This window comes from Neisseria sp. HMSC070F02, from assembly GCF_001814225.1.
Classification (GTDB): Bacteria; Pseudomonadota; Gammaproteobacteria; order Burkholderiales; family Neisseriaceae; genus Neisseria; species Neisseria meningitidis.
This window is the reverse complement of record NZ_KV815496.1, coordinates 1-18,633: the sequence shown is the minus strand read 5'-3', so window position 1 is coordinate 18,633 and position 18,633 is coordinate 1. Positions and strand designations below refer to the sequence as shown.

At 52.0% G+C, this 18,633-nt stretch carries 20 protein-coding genes and 1 pseudogene; 20 read left to right on the top strand and 1 reads right to left on the bottom strand.

The window, feature by feature from the left end; all coding sequences use genetic code 11:
* Positions 1–277: 277 nt before the first annotated feature.
* The 3 genes from HMPREF2959_RS10060 (at position 278) to HMPREF2959_RS10050 (ending at position 2,727) form a co-directional block, all read left to right on the top strand.
* Positions 278–1,015 carry a methionine ABC transporter ATP-binding protein gene (locus tag HMPREF2959_RS10060; RefSeq protein ID WP_002243905.1) on the top strand — a complete coding sequence of 246 codons (738 nt, stop codon included), beginning with the start codon at positions 278–280 and terminating at the stop codon, positions 1,013–1,015.
* 2 nt (positions 1,016–1,017) lie between these two features.
* A complete protein-coding gene (locus HMPREF2959_RS10055) occupies positions 1,018–1,704 on the top strand; it encodes a methionine ABC transporter permease (protein WP_002243906.1) in 687 nt (228 codons plus the stop codon).
* 159 nt (positions 1,705–1,863) lie between these two features.
* Positions 1,864–2,727, top strand: coding sequence for a MetQ/NlpA family ABC transporter substrate-binding protein (locus HMPREF2959_RS10050; protein ID WP_002218060.1), 864 nt, complete (start codon positions 1,864–1,866; stop codon positions 2,725–2,727).
* Between the two features lie 61 nt (positions 2,728–2,788).
* Here the strand turns inward: HMPREF2959_RS10050 and HMPREF2959_RS10045 are convergent, their stop codons facing one another.
* Positions 2,789–3,358: a UbiX family flavin prenyltransferase gene (locus tag HMPREF2959_RS10045; RefSeq protein WP_002226744.1), complete on the bottom strand. Its 570-nt coding sequence runs from the start codon at positions 3,356–3,358 to the stop codon at positions 2,789–2,791.
* A gap of 157 nt (positions 3,359–3,515) precedes the next feature.
* On the opposite strand from HMPREF2959_RS10045, the gene HMPREF2959_RS10040 reads away from it, so the two are divergent.
* The 17 genes and pseudogenes from HMPREF2959_RS10040 (at position 3,516) to HMPREF2959_RS09955 (ending at position 18,448) form a co-directional block, all read left to right on the top strand.
* Positions 3,516–4,376, top strand: coding sequence for a ParB/RepB/Spo0J family partition protein (locus tag HMPREF2959_RS10040; protein WP_002218058.1), 861 nt, complete (start codon positions 3,516–3,518; stop codon positions 4,374–4,376).
* 134 nt (positions 4,377–4,510) lie between these two features.
* A complete protein-coding gene (locus HMPREF2959_RS10035) occupies positions 4,511–4,849 on the top strand; it encodes a hypothetical protein (RefSeq protein ID WP_002219872.1) in 339 nt (112 codons plus the stop codon).
* 367 nt (positions 4,850–5,216) lie between these two features.
* The gene (locus tag HMPREF2959_RS10025) at positions 5,217–5,570 is read left to right on the top strand and encodes an ATP synthase subunit I (RefSeq protein ID WP_002214803.1); all 354 of its coding nucleotides are present in this window, start codon (positions 5,217–5,219) and stop codon (positions 5,568–5,570) included.
* A complete protein-coding gene (atpB, locus tag HMPREF2959_RS10020; protein WP_002214802.1) occupies positions 5,560–6,426 on the top strand; it encodes a F0F1 ATP synthase subunit A in 867 nt (288 codons plus the stop codon). Before HMPREF2959_RS10025 ends, atpB begins: the two co-directional genes overlap by 11 nt.
* A 56-nt stretch (positions 6,427–6,482) precedes the next feature.
* The gene (gene atpE, locus HMPREF2959_RS10015; protein ID WP_002214801.1) at positions 6,483–6,719 is read left to right on the top strand and encodes a F0F1 ATP synthase subunit C; all 237 of its coding nucleotides are present in this window, start codon (positions 6,483–6,485) and stop codon (positions 6,717–6,719) included.
* A 70-nt stretch (positions 6,720–6,789) separates the two neighbouring features.
* Entirely contained in the window at positions 6,790–7,260 is a 471-nt protein-coding gene (locus tag HMPREF2959_RS10010) for a F0F1 ATP synthase subunit B (RefSeq protein WP_002214796.1), read from the top strand.
* A 4-nt stretch (positions 7,261–7,264) separates the two neighbouring features.
* Positions 7,265–7,798 (top strand): F0F1 ATP synthase subunit delta, encoded by a 534-nt coding sequence (locus HMPREF2959_RS10005; protein WP_002221463.1) that lies wholly within the window; start codon positions 7,265–7,267, stop codon positions 7,796–7,798.
* 10 nt (positions 7,799–7,808) lie between these two features.
* Entirely contained in the window at positions 7,809–9,356 is a 1,548-nt protein-coding gene (atpA, locus tag HMPREF2959_RS10000; RefSeq protein ID WP_002214789.1) for a F0F1 ATP synthase subunit alpha, read from the top strand.
* A 24-nt stretch (positions 9,357–9,380) separates the two neighbouring features.
* A complete protein-coding gene (gene atpG / locus HMPREF2959_RS09995; protein ID WP_002218049.1) occupies positions 9,381–10,256 on the top strand; it encodes a F0F1 ATP synthase subunit gamma in 876 nt (291 codons plus the stop codon).
* A gap of 37 nt (positions 10,257–10,293) precedes the next feature.
* Positions 10,294–11,691: a F0F1 ATP synthase subunit beta gene (atpD, locus tag HMPREF2959_RS09990; protein ID WP_002243907.1), complete on the top strand. Its 1,398-nt coding sequence runs from the start codon at positions 10,294–10,296 to the stop codon at positions 11,689–11,691.
* Positions 11,692–11,701: 10 nt separating this feature from the next.
* Positions 11,702–12,124 (top strand): F0F1 ATP synthase subunit epsilon, encoded by a 423-nt coding sequence (locus tag HMPREF2959_RS09985; protein ID WP_002221462.1) that lies wholly within the window; start codon positions 11,702–11,704, stop codon positions 12,122–12,124.
* A 324-nt stretch (positions 12,125–12,448) separates the two neighbouring features.
* A complete protein-coding gene (gene glyQ, locus HMPREF2959_RS09980; protein WP_002214781.1) occupies positions 12,449–13,345 on the top strand; it encodes a glycine--tRNA ligase subunit alpha in 897 nt (298 codons plus the stop codon).
* A 116-nt stretch (positions 13,346–13,461) separates the two neighbouring features.
* Positions 13,462–15,525: a glycine--tRNA ligase subunit beta gene (glyS, locus tag HMPREF2959_RS09975; RefSeq protein WP_002243908.1), complete on the top strand. Its 2,064-nt coding sequence runs from the start codon at positions 13,462–13,464 to the stop codon at positions 15,523–15,525.
* Between the two features lie 16 nt (positions 15,526–15,541).
* The gene (locus HMPREF2959_RS09970) at positions 15,542–16,588 is read left to right on the top strand and encodes a glycosyltransferase family 2 protein (RefSeq protein ID WP_002229957.1); all 1,047 of its coding nucleotides are present in this window, start codon (positions 15,542–15,544) and stop codon (positions 16,586–16,588) included.
* 41 nt (positions 16,589–16,629) lie between these two features.
* Positions 16,630–17,457, top strand: a complete 828-nt coding sequence (locus HMPREF2959_RS09965; protein ID WP_070696745.1) for a glycosyltransferase family 25 protein — start codon at positions 16,630–16,632, stop codon at positions 17,455–17,457.
* Positions 17,458–17,480: 23 nt separating this feature from the next.
* Positions 17,481–17,564, top strand: a pseudogene (locus HMPREF2959_RS09960) (lacto-N-neotetraose biosynthesis glycosyl transferase); the annotation flags it as partial.
* Between the two features lie 41 nt (positions 17,565–17,605).
* A complete protein-coding gene (locus HMPREF2959_RS09955) occupies positions 17,606–18,448 on the top strand; it encodes a glycosyltransferase family 25 protein (RefSeq protein WP_002229953.1) in 843 nt (280 codons plus the stop codon).
* Positions 18,449–18,633: the final 185 nt, after the last annotated feature.

Genomic DNA, 18,633 nt, shown 5'->3' with positions numbered 1-18,633 from the left:
CTTGTCCTGATTTTTGTTAATCCACTATATGTTTTTCAATTATTTGCCGTTTTGGTGCGAACCGCTGCCTTTGCCCGTTTCAGACGGCATTGTCCGAAATGGTTGCCCGCTTCCTGCTTTATTGACAAAAAAATGCTTTCCCGATAATATCCTACGAAAATTAACCTGCCGATTTGACACAGCTTGCGGGCATAACAGCTAAAGCGTTCCGACAATTTCAGCTTTATCTTCCGCGCCCGTTGTGTCCTGCATCGGGCTTTGTTGTATGGGAAAGACAATGATTATTTTGGACAAGGTTTCCAAGCATTACCAAACGCGCGACAAGACCCGTTTTGCCGCCGTCGAGCCGACCAGCCTTGAAATCCGCGACGGCGAAATCTTCGGGCTGATGGGCTATTCCGGCGCGGGCAAATCCACCCTGTTGCGGCTGATTAACCTGTTGGAACGCCCCGACACGGGCAAGGTCAACGTCTGCGGACAAGAGCTGACCGCGCTTGATGCCGCCGCATTGCGTCAGGCGCGGCAGAATATCGGCATGGTGTTTCAGCAGTTCAACCTGTTGAACAACCGCACCGTCGCCGGCAATGTCGCCTTTCCTTTGGAAATCGCCGGATGGCCGTCTGAAAAAATCAAAGCGCGCGTTAAAGAATGCCTTGAAATCGTCGGCTTGACCGAACGCGCCGGCCACTATCCCGCCCAGCTTTCCGGCGGGCAGAAACAACGTGTCGGCATCGCCCGCGCACTCGCGCCCAAACCCCAAGTCATCCTCGCCGACGAACCCACTTCCGCCCTCGACCCCGCCACCACGCGCAGCGTCTTGGAATGTTTGGAAGACATCAACAAACGATTCAACGTAACCATCGTCATCGTAACCCACGAAATGAGCGTTATCAGACGACTGTGCGACCGCGCCGCCCTGTTGGATAAAGGCAAAGTCGTCGAAATCGTCGAAGTACGCGGCAACCAAATCCACGCCCGATCCGACATCGGGCGCGAACTGATTCGGGAGGACTGAATATGGCAGGCTTAACATTTGAACAAACCGTTTCCAACATCATCGGTATGAAAGGCGAAATCGTCCGCGCATTGGGCGAAACCTTCGTAATGGTCGGTTTGTCCACCACATTCGCCGTCGTTTTCGGCACGTTGCTGGGCGTGTTGCTCTTCGTAACTTCCAGCCGCCAACTGCATTACAACAAGCCGGTGAACTTCCTGCTCGACAACCTCGTCAACCTCATGCGCGCCTTCCCCTTCGTCATTTTGATGATTGCGATGATACCCGCCACACGCGCCATCGTCGGCAGCACCATCGGCCCGGTTGCCGCCTCGCTGGTGTTGAGCGTGTCGGGATTGTTTTATTTTGCCCGACTGGTGGAACAAAACCTGCGCGAAGTCCCCAAAGGCGTGATTGAAGCCGCCGCCGCGATGGGTGCGCCTCCGATTGCCATCGTCTGCAAAGTCCTCTTGAACGAAGCGCGCGCGGGCATGGTTTCCAGCATTACCGTGCTTGCCATCGGGCTTTTGTCATACAGCGCGGCGGCAGGGATGATAGGCGGCGGCGGCTTGGGCGACCTCGCCATCCGCTACGGCTACTACCGCTACCAAACCGAAGTCATCGTCTTCATCGTCGCCCTCCTCGTGCTGCTCGTTATCCTGATTCAAAGCACCGGCAACACGTTGGCGCGGAAACTCGACAAACGTTGAACCCAAAATGCCGTCTGAACGCCAAAACCCCCACCGCTATCCGAAAAATGCTATAAAATTCCCCTGTTCGCGGCAAATGCCGTCTGAACGCCGAATCCGGACGGCAGGACTCCCTGCCCGTCATTTTTGTTTGAAACCGCCACAACATCAGGAGAAAATATGAAAACCTTCTTCAAAACCCTTTCCGCCGCCGCACTCGCGCTCATCCTCGCCGCCTGCGGCGGTCAAAAAGACAGCGCGCCCGCCGCATCCGCTTCTGCCGCCGCCGACAACGGCGCGGCGAAAAAAGAAATCGTCTTCGGCACGACCGTCGGCGACTTCGGCGATATGGTCAAAGAACAAATCCAACCCGAGCTGGAGAAAAAAGGCTACACCGTCAAACTGGTCGAGTTTACCGACTATGTACGCCCGAATCTGGCATTGGCTGAGGGCGAGTTGGACATCAACGTCTTCCAACACAAACCCTATCTTGACGACTTCAAAAAAGAACACAATCTGGACATCACCGAAGTCTTCCAAGTGCCGACCGCGCCTTTGGGACTGTACCCGGGCAAGCTGAAATCGCTGGAAGAAGTCAAAGACGGCAGCACCGTATCCGCGCCCAACGACCCGTCCAACTTCGCCCGCGTCTTGGTGATGCTCGACGAACTGGGTTGGATCAAACTCAAAGACGGCATCAATCCGTTGACCGCATCCAAAGCGGACATCGCCGAGAACCTGAAAAACATCAAAATCGTCGAGCTTGAAGCCGCGCAACTGCCGCGTAGCCGCGCCGACGTGGATTTTGCCGTCGTCAACGGCAACTACGCCATAAGCAGCGGCATGAAGCTGACCGAAGCCCTGTTCCAAGAACCGAGCTTTGCCTATGTCAACTGGTCTGCCGTCAAAACCGCCGACAAAGACAGCCAATGGCTTAAAGACGTAACCGAGGCCTATAACTCCGACGCGTTCAAAGCCTACGCGCACAAACGCTTCGAGGGCTACAAATCCCCTGCCGCATGGAATGAAGGCGCAGCCAAATAAGGCAGTCGTATAAAATGATGCCGTCTGAACCGTATCCGTGTTCAGACGGCATTTTTGTCCTTTAATCCGCCATTCCCTGCCATTCCGCCGAATCCGGCGTATCGATTCCGAACAGCGACAAAGCGTGTGCAACACTGTGCGCCACTATGTCGTCCGCCGTCTGCGGTTTGCGGTACATCGCAGGAACAGGGGGAAACACCACGCCGCCCATTTCCGTTACCCGCTTCATATTGTCCAAATGGGCAAGGTTCAGCGGCGTTTCGCGCACCATCAGCACCAGCCGCCGCCTTTCCTTCAAAACCACATCCGCCGCACGCGTCAAGAGGTTGTCGCCGAAGCCGTGCGCGACCGAGGCAAGCGTCCGCATCGAACAGGGGGCGACCAGCATCCCGTCCGTTTTAAACGTACCGCTGGCAATGCACGCCCCGATATTGCCGATCGGATGCACGAAGTCCGCGAGGGCATATACCTCGTCTCTCGCATAAGCCGTTTCCGAAGCGCGCGCCATCTCCGCACCTTTCGATACCACAAGGTGCGTTTCGATATCTTGCGCGCGTAAAAGTTCCAAAGCCTTCACGCCGTATTGGAAACCGCTCGCCCCACTGATGCCGATTATCAAACGCCGTACCATCATCCGCCTTTCCCATAAAACCGCCTGCAACGGCAAACCGGCTATTATAGTGAAAAAACAGAAATCCGATAAATACGGATACAAATTGTCGGCAACACCCAATATCCGATAAAATATCCGATTTAACATCCTATCTGAATAGGCACGGGAGGGCGGTATGGCAAAAGTAAAAGGCGGATTGGGGCGCGGTTTGGATTCGCTGCTCGCCAACGGCGCAGACAACAGCAGCGGCGACCGATTGACCACGGTTGCGGTTAAAGATATCCGGCCCGGCCGCTATCAGGCGCGTGTTCAAATCGATGACGAAGCCTTGCAGGAGCTGGCAGATTCGATTAAGGCGCAAGGCGTGATACAGCCCGTCATCGTGCGCGAACACGGACTGTCCCGATACGAACTGATTGCGGGGGAGCGGCGTTGGCGTGCCGCACAGATTGCCGGCCTGACCGAAATCCCCGCCGTTATCAAAACCATCAGCGACGAAACCGCGTTGGCAATGGGTTTGATCGAAAACCTCCAGCGCGAAAACCTCAACCCCATCGAAGAAGCACAAGGCTTGAAACGCCTTGCCGACGAGTTCGGGCTGACCCACGAAACCATCGCCCAAGCCGTCGGTAAAAGCCGAAGCGCGATTTCCAACAGCCTGCGCCTTTTAAGCCTGCCCGAACCCGTGCAGGAAATGCTTTACCAACGCCGCCTCGAAATGGGGCACGCCCGCGCACTGCTGACCCTGCCCGTCGTCGAACAGCTCGAATTGGCGCAAAAGGCTGTCAAAAACGGCTGGTCGGTGCGCGAAGTCGAACGCCGCAGCCAAGCCGCCCTTCAAAACAAACGTCCCGAGCCCAAAAAAACTGCCGCCGCCGACATCGGCCGCCTGAATGATTTGCTGACTGAAAAACTGGGTGTCAACGCCGAAATCAAAACCGCCAACCATAAAAAAGGCAGAATCATCCTGCATTTCGACACGCCCGAAACCTTCGACCATATCTTGAAGCAGTTGGGCATAGATTACCGACCTTAATTTTGCGGGATATACCGTCTGAAATATAGAGAACAGCTTTCCAGATTTTAAGTGGGAAATATAATTCTATTGACATTTTTCTGCTTCACGTAAGAATCGTTTTCCTGTTTTCATTTTTAATTTTCGAGGAAATTATGAACACACGCATCATCGTTTCGGCTGCGTTCGTTGCGTTGGCATTAGCAGGTTGCGGCTCAATCAATAATGTAACCGTTTCCGACCAGAAACTTCAGGAACGTGCCGCGTTTGCCTTGGGCGTCAGCCCAAATGCCGTAAAAATCAGCAACCGCAGCAATGAAGGCATACGCATCAACTTTACCGCAACTGTGGGTAAGCGCGTGAGCCAATGCTATGTTACCAGTGTAATCAGCACAATCGGCGTTACCACTTCCGATGCAATTTGTTTGGGAGGCGGAACGCACAAAGGCAAAAGTCAATGCAATGCTTTGCTTAAAGCGGCAGGCCGTTGCTAATCCTTTATTCGGAAAAGGTCGTCTGAAAATATTTTCAGACGACCTTTTATTTATTGAGCAAATTCCCCAAACTGCCGACAATCCGACCGATAAACTGCTACAATTTCGCGTTGATTTTTTATTATTTCCACGTAAAGCAAACAAATCACGTAAGAACATTAAAAGTGTAAAGAAATTGCGGACAAACTCCTTAATATCCTGTAATTATATGTAATGTGTGTTAGAATGACACCTGTCGCCGTTATTCAGGCGGCGAGCGCGGCGGATTGGGATACGTTGTTTCACAAAGATTAACTGTCGCTTGACGTAATAAGGCTTCTAAATTATATTAGCCGCGCCCCAAATCCGAGGCGGAAACATTCCCTTTATGAAGCAGATTATCATCCTACAATCCGCCGTATTGTCCATATGCGCCGCAGTTGCCTTTGCTGTATGGGGTTTTGCCGGATTCCTTTCGGCGGTCGGTGGCGGTTTGTCCTACCTGCTTCCCACGTTTGTTGCAGTTTTACTTTTAAAACTTTTCAGGGGAAACCCTTTCCTGCAAAGCAGGATGTTCGTCTTCGGAGAGATTTTAAAAGTAGTGCTGTCGCTGTTGTCCATGCTCGCCGTATTTGCAATATGGCATCAATCGCTGGTGTTCGCCCCGTTTCTGATGGGGCTGCTCGGTGTCAGCCATTTGGTTTTTTTAGTATTGTTGAGAGTGAAAGATTATGGCAGGTGAAACCATTACCGCTGCCGACTACATCAAGCACCACTTGCAGAGCTTGACCAGTTTGTCGGATGTTACTCAGGGTCAGGGACTGAAAAACATTGCTGATTTTTCGTTTATTAACCTTGATGCCGTCTTTTTTGCCGTCCTGTTGGGCGTAATCGGCAGCTTTCTGTTGTGGCGCGGTGCGAAAAAAGCAACGGCAGGCGTTCCCGGACGTTTCCAGGCTGCCGTGGAAATCTTGTTTGAGTTTGTGGACGATATGTGTAAGAGCATCATTCACAACGAAAAGTCTAGAAAAGCCGTCGCGCCGTTGGGTCTGACGCTGTTTGTCTGGATTTTTCTGATGAACGCGATGGATATGCTGCCGGTCGATTTGCTGCCGATGGTATGGCAGGGCATTACCGGCAACCATCACGCCCTGCTGCGCGTCGTACCGACTGCCGATTTGAACACCACTTTGGCACTCGCTGTCGGCGTGTTGCTGATTTGTATCTATTACAACATCAAAATCAAAGGATTGGGTGGCTGGTTTCACGAGTTGTTCAGCGCGCCGTTCGGTGCAAAACTCGCACCTGCGAACTTTCTGTTGAATTTGGTCGAGTTTCTTTCTAAAACCGTATCCCACGGTATGCGGTTGTTCGGCAATATGTATGCGGGCGAGTTGGTATTCTTGCTGATAGCCTTGCTTGGCGGTGCTTGGGCGGCTTCCGGCAGCGTCGAAGTCATGGATCCGATTCTGTTTGTATTCCACATTATTGCCGGTTTGGCATGGGCGATTTTCCATATTTTGGTGATTACCCTGCAGGCGTTTATTTTCATGGCGTTGGCGTTCGTCTATATCGGACAGGCACATGATGCGCACTGATTTTCCTAAGTAGTTTGTTTTTGTAGTTTAACCTTTGTTTCTTTAAGGAGTTTAAAATGGGTTTGATTGCTATCGCATGTGGTTTGATCGTTGCATTGGGTGCATTGGGTGCCTCTATCGGTATCGCAATGGTCGGTTCTAAATATTTGGAGTCTTCTGCCCGTCAGCCCGAACTGATCGGTCCGCTGCAAACCAAACTGTTCCTGATTGCCGGTTTGATTGATGCCGCATTCTTGATTGGTGTCGCCATTGCACTGCTGTTCGCCTTCGTTAACCCGTTTGCAGGTGCATAATCAGGACGGATTCGTCCGTTCCGTACAGGCGCAGCCTGTTTGATTAACCCCAGTACGAAGGTTAAGTAACGTGAATATCAATGCAACATTATTCGCTCAAATCATCGTCTTTTTCGGTTTGGTATGGTTTACCATGAAATTCGTGTGGCCGCCGATTGCAAAAGCTTTGGATGAGCGTGCCGCAAAAGTCGCCGAAGGCTTGGCTGCCGCCGAGCGTGGTAAAAGCGATTTCGAGCAGGCTGAAAAAAAGGTTGCAGAACTCTTGGCAGAAGGGCGTAATCAGGTTTCCGAAATGGTTGCCAACGCCGAAAAACGTGCCGCCAAAATTGTCGAAGAAGCCAAAGAACAGGCTTCTTCCGAGGCGGCGCGCATTGCAGCTCAGGCAAAGGCCGATGTGGAGCAGGAATTGTTCCGCGCACGCGAATCCCTGCGCGAGCAGGTTGCCGTGTTGGCTGTCAAAGGTGCCGAATCTATTTTGCGCAGCGAAGTCGATGCTTCCAAACACGCAAAACTGCTCGATACCCTGAAACAGGAGCTGTAATCTTATGGCAGAGTTCGCAACGATTGCCAGACCTTATGCAAAGGCATTGTTCGGTCTGGCTCAGGAAAAAAGCCAAATTGAGTCTTGGTTGGGCGGACTGGAAAAACTTGCGGCGGTTGTTCAGGAAGGGAAGGTGGCTTCATTGATTGACCGTCCTGAAACGAATGCTTCAGAAAAAGCAGATATCCTCATCGATTTGGTCGGTTTGAAAGACAAGGAGTTGAAAAACTTTGTTATCGTCTTGGCCGGGCAGAAACGTTTGTCGATATTGCCGGAAGTATATGCTCAATATCAAGACTTGACCTTATCATTCAACCATATCAAATCTGCCGTCATTTACAGTGCCTATCCGTTGACCGACAAACAGGTCGGCGAGTTGGCGCAAATGCTGAATAAGCGTTTCGACAGCGAGCTGAAAATCTCTGTCGAAATCGAACCGGAGCTGATTGGCGGCATAAAAGTTGAAGTGGGTGATCAGGTTTTGGATTTGTCTGTACAAGGCAAATTGAGTGCCTTGTACACGACTATGACGAATTAGGAGAGTTTTCATGCAGCTTAATCCTGCTGAAATTAGCGATTTGATTAAAGCCAAGATCGAAAATCTGTCTGTAAATGCCGAAGTGCGTACCCGTGGTACGGTGATTTCGGTAACTGACGGTATCGTTCGCATCCATGGTTTGTCAGATGCAATGCAAGGTGAGATGCTCGAATTCCCGGGTAACACTTTCGGCTTGGCGATGAACCTGGAGCGCGACTCCGTCGGCGCCGTAGTGTTGGGCGAGTACGAACATATTAAAGAAGGCGACACGGTTACCTGTACCGGTCGTATCTTGGAAGTGCCGGTCGGACGCGAACTGGTCGGACGCGTCGTTGATGCATTGGGTCGGCCTATCGACGGCAAAGGCCCGATTAATACAACTTTGACCGCCCCTATCGAAAAAATCGCACCGGGCGTGATTGCGCGCAAATCGGTTGACCAGCCGATGCAAACCGGTCTGAAGGCGATTGACTCTATGGTTCCTGTCGGTCGCGGTCAGCGTGAGTTGATTATTGGCGACCGTCAAACCGGTAAAACGGCCGTAGCGCTGGATGCCATCGTCAACCAAAAAGGTACGGGTGTTATCTGTATCTATGTCGCTATCGGTCAAAAAGCATCTTCTATTGCCAACGTGGTCCGCAAATTGGAAGAGCATGGCGCGATGGAACACACGATTGTGGTTGCTGCAACTGCATCTGAAGCGGCGGCATTGCAATATATCGCACCTTACTCCGGTTGTACGATGGGTGAATTCTTCCGCGACCGCGGCGAAGATGCCTTGATTGTTTATGACGATTTGTCCAAACAGGCTGTGGCTTACCGTCAAATTTCCCTGCTTTTGCGCCGTCCGCCCGGCCGCGAAGCCTATCCCGGCGATGTGTTCTACCTGCACTCCCGTCTGTTGGAACGTGCAGCACGTGTCAATGAACACGAAGTGGAGAAATTGACCAACGGCGAAGTAAAAGGCAAAACCGGTTCTCTGACTGCTTTGCCGATTATCGAAACCCAAGCGGGCGACGTATCTGCTTTCGTTCCGACTAACGTCATTTCGATTACCGACGGTCAGATTTTCTTGGAAACCGACCTCTTCAACGCCGGTATCCGTCCTGCAATCAATGCCGGTATTTCCGTATCCCGCGTAGGCGGTGCTGCACAAACCAAAGTGATTAAAAAGCTGGGTGGCGGTATCCGTTTGGCGTTGGCACAATATCGTGAATTGGCGGCGTTCTCGCAATTTGCATCCGATTTGGATGAAGCTACGCGCAAACAATTGGAGCATGGCGAAGTCGTAACCGAACTGATGAAACAGAAACAGTTCAGTACGTTGAATACGGCTGAAATGGCTTTGACCCTTTGGGCAATCAACAACGGTTCGTATTCTGATGTTCCGGTTGCCAAAGCTCTGGCTTTTGAATCTGAATTTTTGAGCTTTGTCCGTACCCAACATCCGGAAGTTTTGGAAGCCGTCAATGCTTCAGGTGCAATGTCCGACGAGAGCGAGAAAACGCTTGAAGCAGCCATGAAATCCTTCAAATCTTCTTACGCCTATCAGGCATAAGGCTTGAAGTGAAAGGAGTCTGAAATGGCAGTAGGAAAAGAGATTCTCACCAAAATCCGCAGTGTTCAGAATACCCAAAAGATCACTAAAGCGATGCAGATGGTGTCAACCTCTAAAATGCGGAAGACTCAGGAACGGATGCGTTTGGCGCGTCCGTATGCCGAAAAAGTGCGTATGGTGATGAGCCATCTTGCGCAAACCAATACCGATCATGGTATTCCGTTACTGGAATCTCATCGGGAAATCAGACGTGTCGGTTTTATTTTGATTACGTCTGATAAGGGTTTGTGTGGCGGTTTGAACGCCAACGTGCTGAAAAAGTTTTTGGCACAAGTTCAAGAGTATCGGAATCAAGGTATTGAAGAGGAAATCGTATGCCTTGGCAGTAAAGGTCTGATGGCGTGTCAGAGCATTGGTCTGAATGTGGTTGCCAGTGCCGTAAATTTGGGCGATACCCCAAAAATGGAAATGCTGCTCGGACCTTTGACAGAACTCTTCCAACGGTATGAGAAACATGAAATTGACAGAATCCATCTGGTGTATTCGGGTTTTGTCAATACCATGCGTCAAGAACCGAGAATGGAAGTATTGCTGCCTATCGGTGAGAACGTGATTGGCGATTCAGCTCCCAAATCACCGTTCAGCTGGGAATACCGCTACGAACCGACTGCACTTGCAGTGTTGGAATATCTGGTTCGCCGCTATTTAGAGTCTGTGGTTTATCAGGCGTTGAGCGACAATATGGCATCCGAACAGGCAGCCCGCATGGTTGCCATGAAAGCTGCAACAGACAATGCAGGCAATGCCATCAAAGAGTTGCGTTTGGTATATAACAAATCGCGTCAAGCTGCGATTACCACGGAATTGTCAGAAATTGTAGCAGGTGCGGCGGCTGTCTGATGCCGTCTGAATCCTGTACGGAAATTAGGATACGATAATGAGCCAAGGCAAAATCGTACAAATTATCGGTGCGGTTGTTGACGTGGAATTTCCACGCGACATGATTCCGCGCGTTTACGACGCTTTGAAATTAGACGAAAACGGTCTGACTTTGGAAGTCCAACAGCTTTTGGGCGACGGCGTAGTCCGTACCATTGCGATGGGCAGCTCGGACGGTTTGAAACGCGGCATGACTGTGAGCAATACCGGTGCGCCCATTACTGTGCCGGTAGGTAAAGGTACGTTGGGACGCATTGTCGATGTATTGGGAACGCCTGTTGACGAGGCAGGTCGAATCGATACCGACAAGAGCCGTGCCATCCACCAAGCCGCTCCTAAGTTTGACGAACTGTCTTCCACAACCGAATTGCTCGAAACGGGCATTAAAGTGATTGACTTGCTGTGTCCGTTTGCCAAAGGCGGTAAAGTAGGTCTGTTCGGCGGTGCCGGTGTGGGTAAAACCGTGAACATGATGGAATTGATCAACAACATCGCCAAAGCGCACAGCGGCTTGTCCGTGTTCGCAGGCGTGGGTGAGCGTACCCGCGAAGGTAACGACTTCTACCACGAGATGAAAGATTCCAACGTATTGGATAAAGTGGCAATGGTTTACGGTCAGATGAACGAACCTCCGGGCAACCGTTTGCGCGTCGCATTGACCGGTTTGACCATGGCGGAATACTTCCGTGACGAAAAAGACGAAAACGGCAAAGGCCGCGACGTATTGTTCTTCGTGGACAACATCTACCGTTACACTCTGGCTGGTACCGAAGTATCCGCATTGTTGGGCCGTATGCCGTCTGCAGTGGGCTACCAACCGACATTGGCAGAAGAAATGGGTCGTTTGCAGGAGCGTATTACCTCTACCCAAACCGGTTCTATTACTTCTATCCAAGCCGTATATGTACCTGCGGACGACTTGACCGACCCGTCTCCGGCAACAACGTTCGCCCACTTGGACGCAACCGTCGTATTGAGCCGCGATATTGCCTCTTTGGGTATTTACCCGGCAGTCGATCCGCTTGATTCCACTTCGCGCCAACTGGATCCGATGGTCTTGGGTCAAGAGCACTACGACGTGGCGCGCGGCGTACAGTCCACCCTGCAGAAATACAAAGAATTGCGCGACATCATCGCCATCTTGGGTATGGACGAATTGTCTGACGAAGACAAACTGACCGTAATGCGTGCGCGTAAAATCCAACGCTTCCTGTCCCAACCGTTCCACGTTGCCGAAGTGTTTACAGGTTCTCCGGGCAAATATGTCGCCCTGCGCGATACCATTGCCGGCTTCAAAGCCATCTTGAACGGCGAATACGATCATCTGCCCGAACAGGCATTCTACATGGTCGGCAGCATCGAAGAAGCGGTTGAGAAAGCGAAAACCTTAAACTGAGGAGGTCGGCATGAGCATCATGCAAGTTGAGGTGGTCAGTAGCGAGCAAAACATCTATTCGGGCGAAGCCAGCTTTGTAGTGGTTCCGACCGTTCAAGGTGAGCTTGGTATTTACCCGCGACACGAGCCGATTATGAGTTTGGTGCGGCCGGGGGCTTTGCGTTTGACCGTTCCGGGCGAGGATAAAGAGGTTTTGGTTGCTGTTTCCGGCGGTGTTTTGGAAGTACAGCCTGATAAAGTAACTGTCTTGGCGGATGTTGCCGTCCGCAGTGCGGAGATGGATCAGGCACGTGCGGAAGAGGCGAAAAAAGCCGCAGAAGCGGGCATTTCCCAAGCTAAAGACGATAAGGCTTTGGCGGAGGCGCATAAAGCATTGGCTGCTGCGATTGCACAGCTCAAAACTTTGGACTATATCCGTTCGCACAAGAAATAAACTTGTTTGGTTTGGAAAAGCACGACCGTTTGGTCGTGCTTTTTATTTTTCCAAGTTTTGAAAATATAGTGGATTAAATTTAAATCAGGACAAGGCGACGAAGCCGCAGACAGTACAGATGGTACGGAACCGACTCACTTGGTGCTTCAGCACCTTAGAGAATCGTTCTCTTTGAGCTAAGGCGAGGCAACGCTGTACTGGTTTAAATTTAATCCACTATATCATGTATGCCGTGTTTTCAAATCAGTCTGTCTTTGAGATAAACCTATCCAAACAGCAATGGAAACAGTAAAATAAACCCTTTATTTTATCGAATCATAAGCCATGCTTACCTTCCAACAAATCATCTTCAAACTGCAAACATTCTGGGCAGACAAAGGCTGCACCGTCATCCAACCTTTCGACATGGAAGTCGGCGCAGGTACTTCCCACCCCGCCACCTGCCTGCGCGCACTCGGCCCCGAGCCTTGGTTTGCCGCCTACGTCCAACCCAGCCGCCGCCCCAAAGACGGCCGCTACGGCGACAACCCCAACCGCCTGCAACACTATTACCAATTCCAAGTCGCCCTTAAACCCGCCCCCGCCAATATCCAAGACCTTTATCTCGACTCCCTGCGCGAATTGGGCATCGATCCCAAAGTCCACGACATCCGCTTTGTCGAAGACGACTGGGAAAACCCCACCCTCGGTGCATGGGGTTTGGGCTGGGAAGTCTGGCTCAACGGCATGGAAGTAACCCAGTTTACCTATTTCCAACAAGTCGGCGGCATTGACTGCACGCCTGTACTCGGCGAAATTACCTACGGCATCGAACGCTTGGCGATGTACCTGCAAGGCGTAGAAAACGTCTATGACCTCGTTTGGGCAAAAACGCTGGACGGGAATACAGTAACTTACGGCGACGTGTACCACCAAAACGAAGTCGAGCAATCCACCTACAACTTCGAATACAGCGATGCCGACTGGCTGCTGCGTCAGTTCAACGACTACGAAGCGCAAGCCAAACGCCTGCTCGCCGTTGAAGAAGCAAGCCTTGCGCTGCCCGCCTACGAGCTGGTTCTCAAAGCAGGGCATACGTTCAACCTTTTAGACGCACGCGGCGCGATTTCCGTAACCGAACGCGCCACCTACATCGGGCGCATCCGCGCGTTGAGCCGCGCCGTGGCGCAAAAATATGTCGAAAGCCGCGAAAAACTGGGCTTCCCGTTGATTAAAAAATAACGATACGTCGTCTGAAACAGGTTTTCAGACGGCCTTTTTTGCGTATCCATTAATACAGGCCGTACGGTATATGCAGGCTTTATAAGCAGGGCCTACGGACAAACAGAAAGTCTCATATGACAACCCAAACCCTTTTAATCGAACTCCTTACCGAAGAACTCCCGCCCAAAGCCCTCAATAATCTGGGCAACCATTTTGCCGCCTCCGTTGCCGAAGGCTTGGAAAAAGCGCAACTGATAGCCGGTGCAGCTGAATTTACCGTCTACGCTTCTCCGCGCCGTTTGGCGGTTCAAGTCAAAAACGTCAAAGCCGTTCAAGCCGACCAAAAAATCGTGAAAAAAGGCCCTGCCGTGGCGAATGCCATGAAAGACGGTGCGCCGACCAAGGCTTTGGAAGGTTTCGCACGCGGTGCGGGCGCGAAAATCGAAGACTTGACCATCGTCCACGACGGCAAACAGGATGTGTACGCCTACGAATACGTCCAAACCGGCAAACCGCTGGGCGAACTTTTGGAAGACATTATCAATCAAGCCGTTAAGAAACTGCCGATTCCGAAAGTGATGCGTTGGGGCAGCAGCACGTTTACCTTCGTGCGCCCTGTTCACGGGCTGATTGTGCTGCACGGCGGCGACATCGTAAACGTCAGCGTTTTGGGTCTGCAAAGCAGCAATCAAACCTTGGGACACCGCTTCTTGTCCAACGGCGAAATCACCATTGAAAACGCCGACAGCTACGCCGAACAAATGCGCGGGCAAGGCAAAGTCGTCGCTTCGTTTGCCGAGCGCAAAGCCGCGATTCAGACGGCATTGGAAGGGCAGGCGCGCAGTCTGAACGCCGCCGTCGCCGCCGATGAAGCATTGTTGGACGAAGTAACCGCGCTGGTCGAATGGCCTGTTGTTTTGGAAGCCGGTTTTGAGGAACATTTCCTCGCCGTGCCGCAGGAATGCTTGATTTTAACGATGCAGCAAAACCAAAAATACTTTCCGCTGCTCGACCAAAACGGCAAGCTGATGAACCGCTTCCTGCTGGTTTCCAACCTGCAAACCGAAGACCCGTCGCACATCATCCGAGGCAACGAACGCGTTTTGCGCGCGCGCCTGTCTGATGCCGAGTTCTTCTACAAACAAGACCAAAAAGCGACTTTGGAAAGCCGCCTGCCGAAATTGTCCAGCGTGGTGTACCACAACAAAATCGGCTCGCAAGCCGAACGCATCGAACGCCTGCAAAGCATTGCCGCCCACATCGCCAAAGCATTGGGCGCGGATGCCGCCGCTGCCGAACGCGCCGCGCGTCTTGCCAAAGCCGACTTGGTAACCGAAATGGTTGGCGAGTTCCCCGAACTGCAAGGCACGATGGGCAAATACTATGCACGTTTGGACGGCGAAACCGAAGAAATCGCCGAAGCCATCGAGCAGCACTATCAGCCGCGTTTTGCCGGCGACAAGCTGCCCGAAAGCAAAATTGCCGCCGCCGTGGCACTGGCGGACAAGCTGGAAACCCTGGTCGGCATTTGGGGCATCGGTCTGATTCCGACCGGCGACAAAGACCCCTACGCCCTGCGCCGCGCCGCCTTGGGTATTTTGCGGATGCTGATGCAGTACGGTTTGGACGTGAACGAACTGATTCAGACGGCATTCGACAGCTTCCCCAAAGGTTTGCTCAACGAAAAAACGCCGTCTGAAACCGCCGACTTTATGCAGGCGCGCCTTGCCGTGTTGCTGCAAAACGATTATCCGCAAGACATCGTCGCCGCCGTACTCGCCAAACAGCCGCGCCGTTTGGACGATTTGACCGCCAAACTGCAAGCCGTTGCCGCGTTCAAACAGCTGCCCGAAGCCGCCGCGCTCGCCGCCGCCAACAAACGCGTGCAAAACCTGCTGAAAAAAGCCGATGCCGCGTTGGGCGCGGTTAACGAAAGCCTGTTGCAACAGGACGAAGAAAAAGCCCTCTTTGCCGCCGCGCAAGGCTTGCAGCCGAAAATCGCCGCCGCCGTCGCCGAAGGCAATTTCCAAACCGCCTTGTCCGAACTGGCTTCCGTCAAACCGCAAGTCGATGCATTCTTTGACGGCGTGATGGTAATGGCGGAAGATGCCGCCGTAAAACAAAACCGCCTGAACCTGCTGAACCGCTTGGCAGAGCAAATGAACGCGGTAGCCGACATCGCGCTTTTGGGCGAGTAACCGTTGTACAGTCCAAATGCCGTCTGAAGCCTTCAGACGGCATCGTGCCTATCGGGAGAATAAATTGCAGCCTTTAGTCAGCGTATTGATTTGCGCCTACAACGTAGAAAAATATTTCGCCCAATCATTAGCCGCCGTCGTGAATCAGACTTGGCGCAACTTGGATATTTTGATTGTTGATGACGGCTCGACGGACGGCACACTTGCCATTGCCCGGCGTTTCCAAGAACAGGACGGCCGCATCCGCATCCTCGCGCAGCCGCGCAATTCCGGCCTGATTCCCTCTTTAAACATCGGGCTGGACGAATTGGCAAAGTCAGGAATGGGGGAATATATTGCACGCACCGATGCCGACGATATTGCCGCCCCCGACTGGATTGAGAAAATCGTGGGCGAGATGGAAAAAGACCGCAGCATCATCGCGATGGGCGCGTGGCTGGAAGTTTTGTCGGAAGAAAAGGACGGCAACCGGCTGGCGCGGCATCACAGGCACGGCAAAATTTGGAAAAAGCCGACCCGACACGAAGATATTGCCGACTTTTTCCCTTTCGGCAACCCCATACACAACAACACGATGATTATGAGGCGCAGCGTCATTGACGGCGGTTTGCGTTACAACACCGAGCGGGATTGGGCGGAAGATTACCAATTTTGGTACGATGTCAGCAAATTGGGCAGGCTGGCTTATTATCCCGAAGCCTTGGTCAAATACCGCCTTCACGCCAATCAGGTTTCATCCAAATACAGCGTCCGCCAACACGAAATCGCGCAAGGCATCCAAAAAACCGCCAGAAACGATTTTTTGCAGTCTATGGGTTTTAAAACCCGGTTCGACAGCCTTGAATACCGCCAAATAAAAGCAGTAGCGTATGAATTGCTGGAGAAACATTTGCCGGAAGAAGATTTTGAACGCGCCCGCCGGTTTTTGTACCAATGCTTCAAACGGACGGACACGCTGCCCGCCGGCGCGTGGCTGGATTTCGCGGCAGACGGCAGGATGCGGCGGCTGTTTACCTTGAGGCAATACTTCGGCATTTTGCACCGATTGCTGAAAAACCGTTGAAAAACGCCGCTTTATCCAACAGACAAAAAACAGGATAAATTATGCAAAACCACGTTATCAGCTTAGCTTCCGCCGCAGAACGCAGGGCGCACATTGCCGCAACCTTCGGCGCGCGCGGCATCCCGTTTCAGTTTTTCGACGCACTGATGCCGTCTGAAAGGCTGGAACAGGTAATGGCGGAACTCGTACCCGGTTTGTCGGCGCACCCCTATTTGAGCGGAGTGGAAAAAGCCTGCTTTATGAGCCACGCCGTATTGTGGAAGCAGGCATTGGACGAAGGTCTGCCGTATATCACCGTATTTGAGGACGACGTTTTACTCGGCGAAGGCGCGGAGAAATTCCTTGCCGAAGACGCTTGGCTGCAAGAACGCTTTGACCCCGATTCCGCCTTTATCGTCCGCTTGGAAACGATGTTTATGCACGTCCTGACCTCGCCCTCCGGCGTGGCGGACTACGGCGGGCGTGCCTTTCCGCTGTTGGAAAGCGAACACTGGGGGACGGCGGGCTATATCATTTCCAAAAAAGCGATACGGTTTTTCCTGGACAGGTTTGCCGCCCTGCCGCCCGAAGGGCTGCACCCCGTCGATCTGATGATGTTCAGCGATTTTTTCGACAGGGAAGGAGTGCCGGTTTGCCAGCTCAATCCCGCCTTGTGCGCCCAAGAGCTGCATTATGCCAAGTTTCACGACCAAAACAGCGCATTGGGCAGCCTGATCGAACACGACCGCCTCCTGAACCGCAAACAGCAATGGCGCGATTCCCCCGCCAACACATTCAAACGCCGCCTGATCCGCGCCTTGACCAAAATCAGCAGGGAAAGGGAAAAACGCCGGCAAAGGCGCGAACAGTTCATTGTGCCTTTCCAATAAAAGGAGGAGAGATGGACATCGTATTTGCAGCAGACGGCAGGATGCGGCGGCTGTTTACCTTGAGGCAATACTTCGGCATTTTGCACCGATTGCTGAAAAACCGTTGAAAAACGCCGCTTTATCCAACAGACAAAAAACAGGATAAATTATGCAAAACCACGTTATCAGCTTAGCTTCCGCCGCAGAACGCAGGGCGCACATTGCCGCAACCTTCGGCGCGCGCGGCATCCCGTTTCAGTTTTTCGACGCACTGATGCCGTCTGAAGAACTGAATCGGATGATGGCGGAATTGGTGCCGGGATTGGCAAAACAGCACCTGTTGAGCGAAGTGGAAAAAGCCTGCTTTATGAGCCACGCCGTATTGTGGAAACAGGCATTGGATGAAGGTCTGCCCTATGTTGCCGTATTTGAGGATGATGTCCTGCTTGGCAAAGACGCAGAAAAGTTCCTTGCCGAAGATACTTGGTTGGAAGAGCGTTTTGATAAGGATTCTGCCTTTATCGTTCGTTTGGAAACGATGTTTGCGAAAGTTATTGTCAGACCGGATAAAGTCCTGAATTATGAGAACCGGTCATTTCCTTTGCTGGAGAGCGAACATTGGGGGACGGCTGGCTATATCATTTCGCGTGAGGCGATGCGGTTTTTCTTGGAAAGGTTTGCCGTTTTGCCGGCAGAGTGGATTAAAGCGGTAGATTGGATGATGTTTACTTATTTCTTTGATAAGGAGGGGATGCCTGTTTATCAGGTTAATCCCGCCTTATGTACCCAAGAATTGCATTATGCCAAGTTCCTCAGTAAAAACAGTATGTTGGGTAGCGATTTGGAAAAAGATAGGGAACAAGAAAGAAGACACCGCCGTTCGTTGAAGGTGATGTTTGACTTGAAGCGTGCTTTGGGTAAATTCGGTAGGGAAAAGAAGAAAAGAATGGAGCGTCAAAGGCAGGCGGAGCTTGAGAAAGCTTACGGCAGGCGGGTCATATCGTTCAAATAGTTTGTGTAAAATATAGCGGATTAAAATTAGAAATGGATACACTGTCATTCCCGCGCAGGCGGGAATCTAGTCCGTTGAGTTTCAGTCATTTCCGATAAATCACCGCAACGTTAAATTTCTAGATTCCCGCCTGCGCGGGAATGGCGGTGGTGGGATTTCTGTTTTTCCGACAAATTCCTAAAACT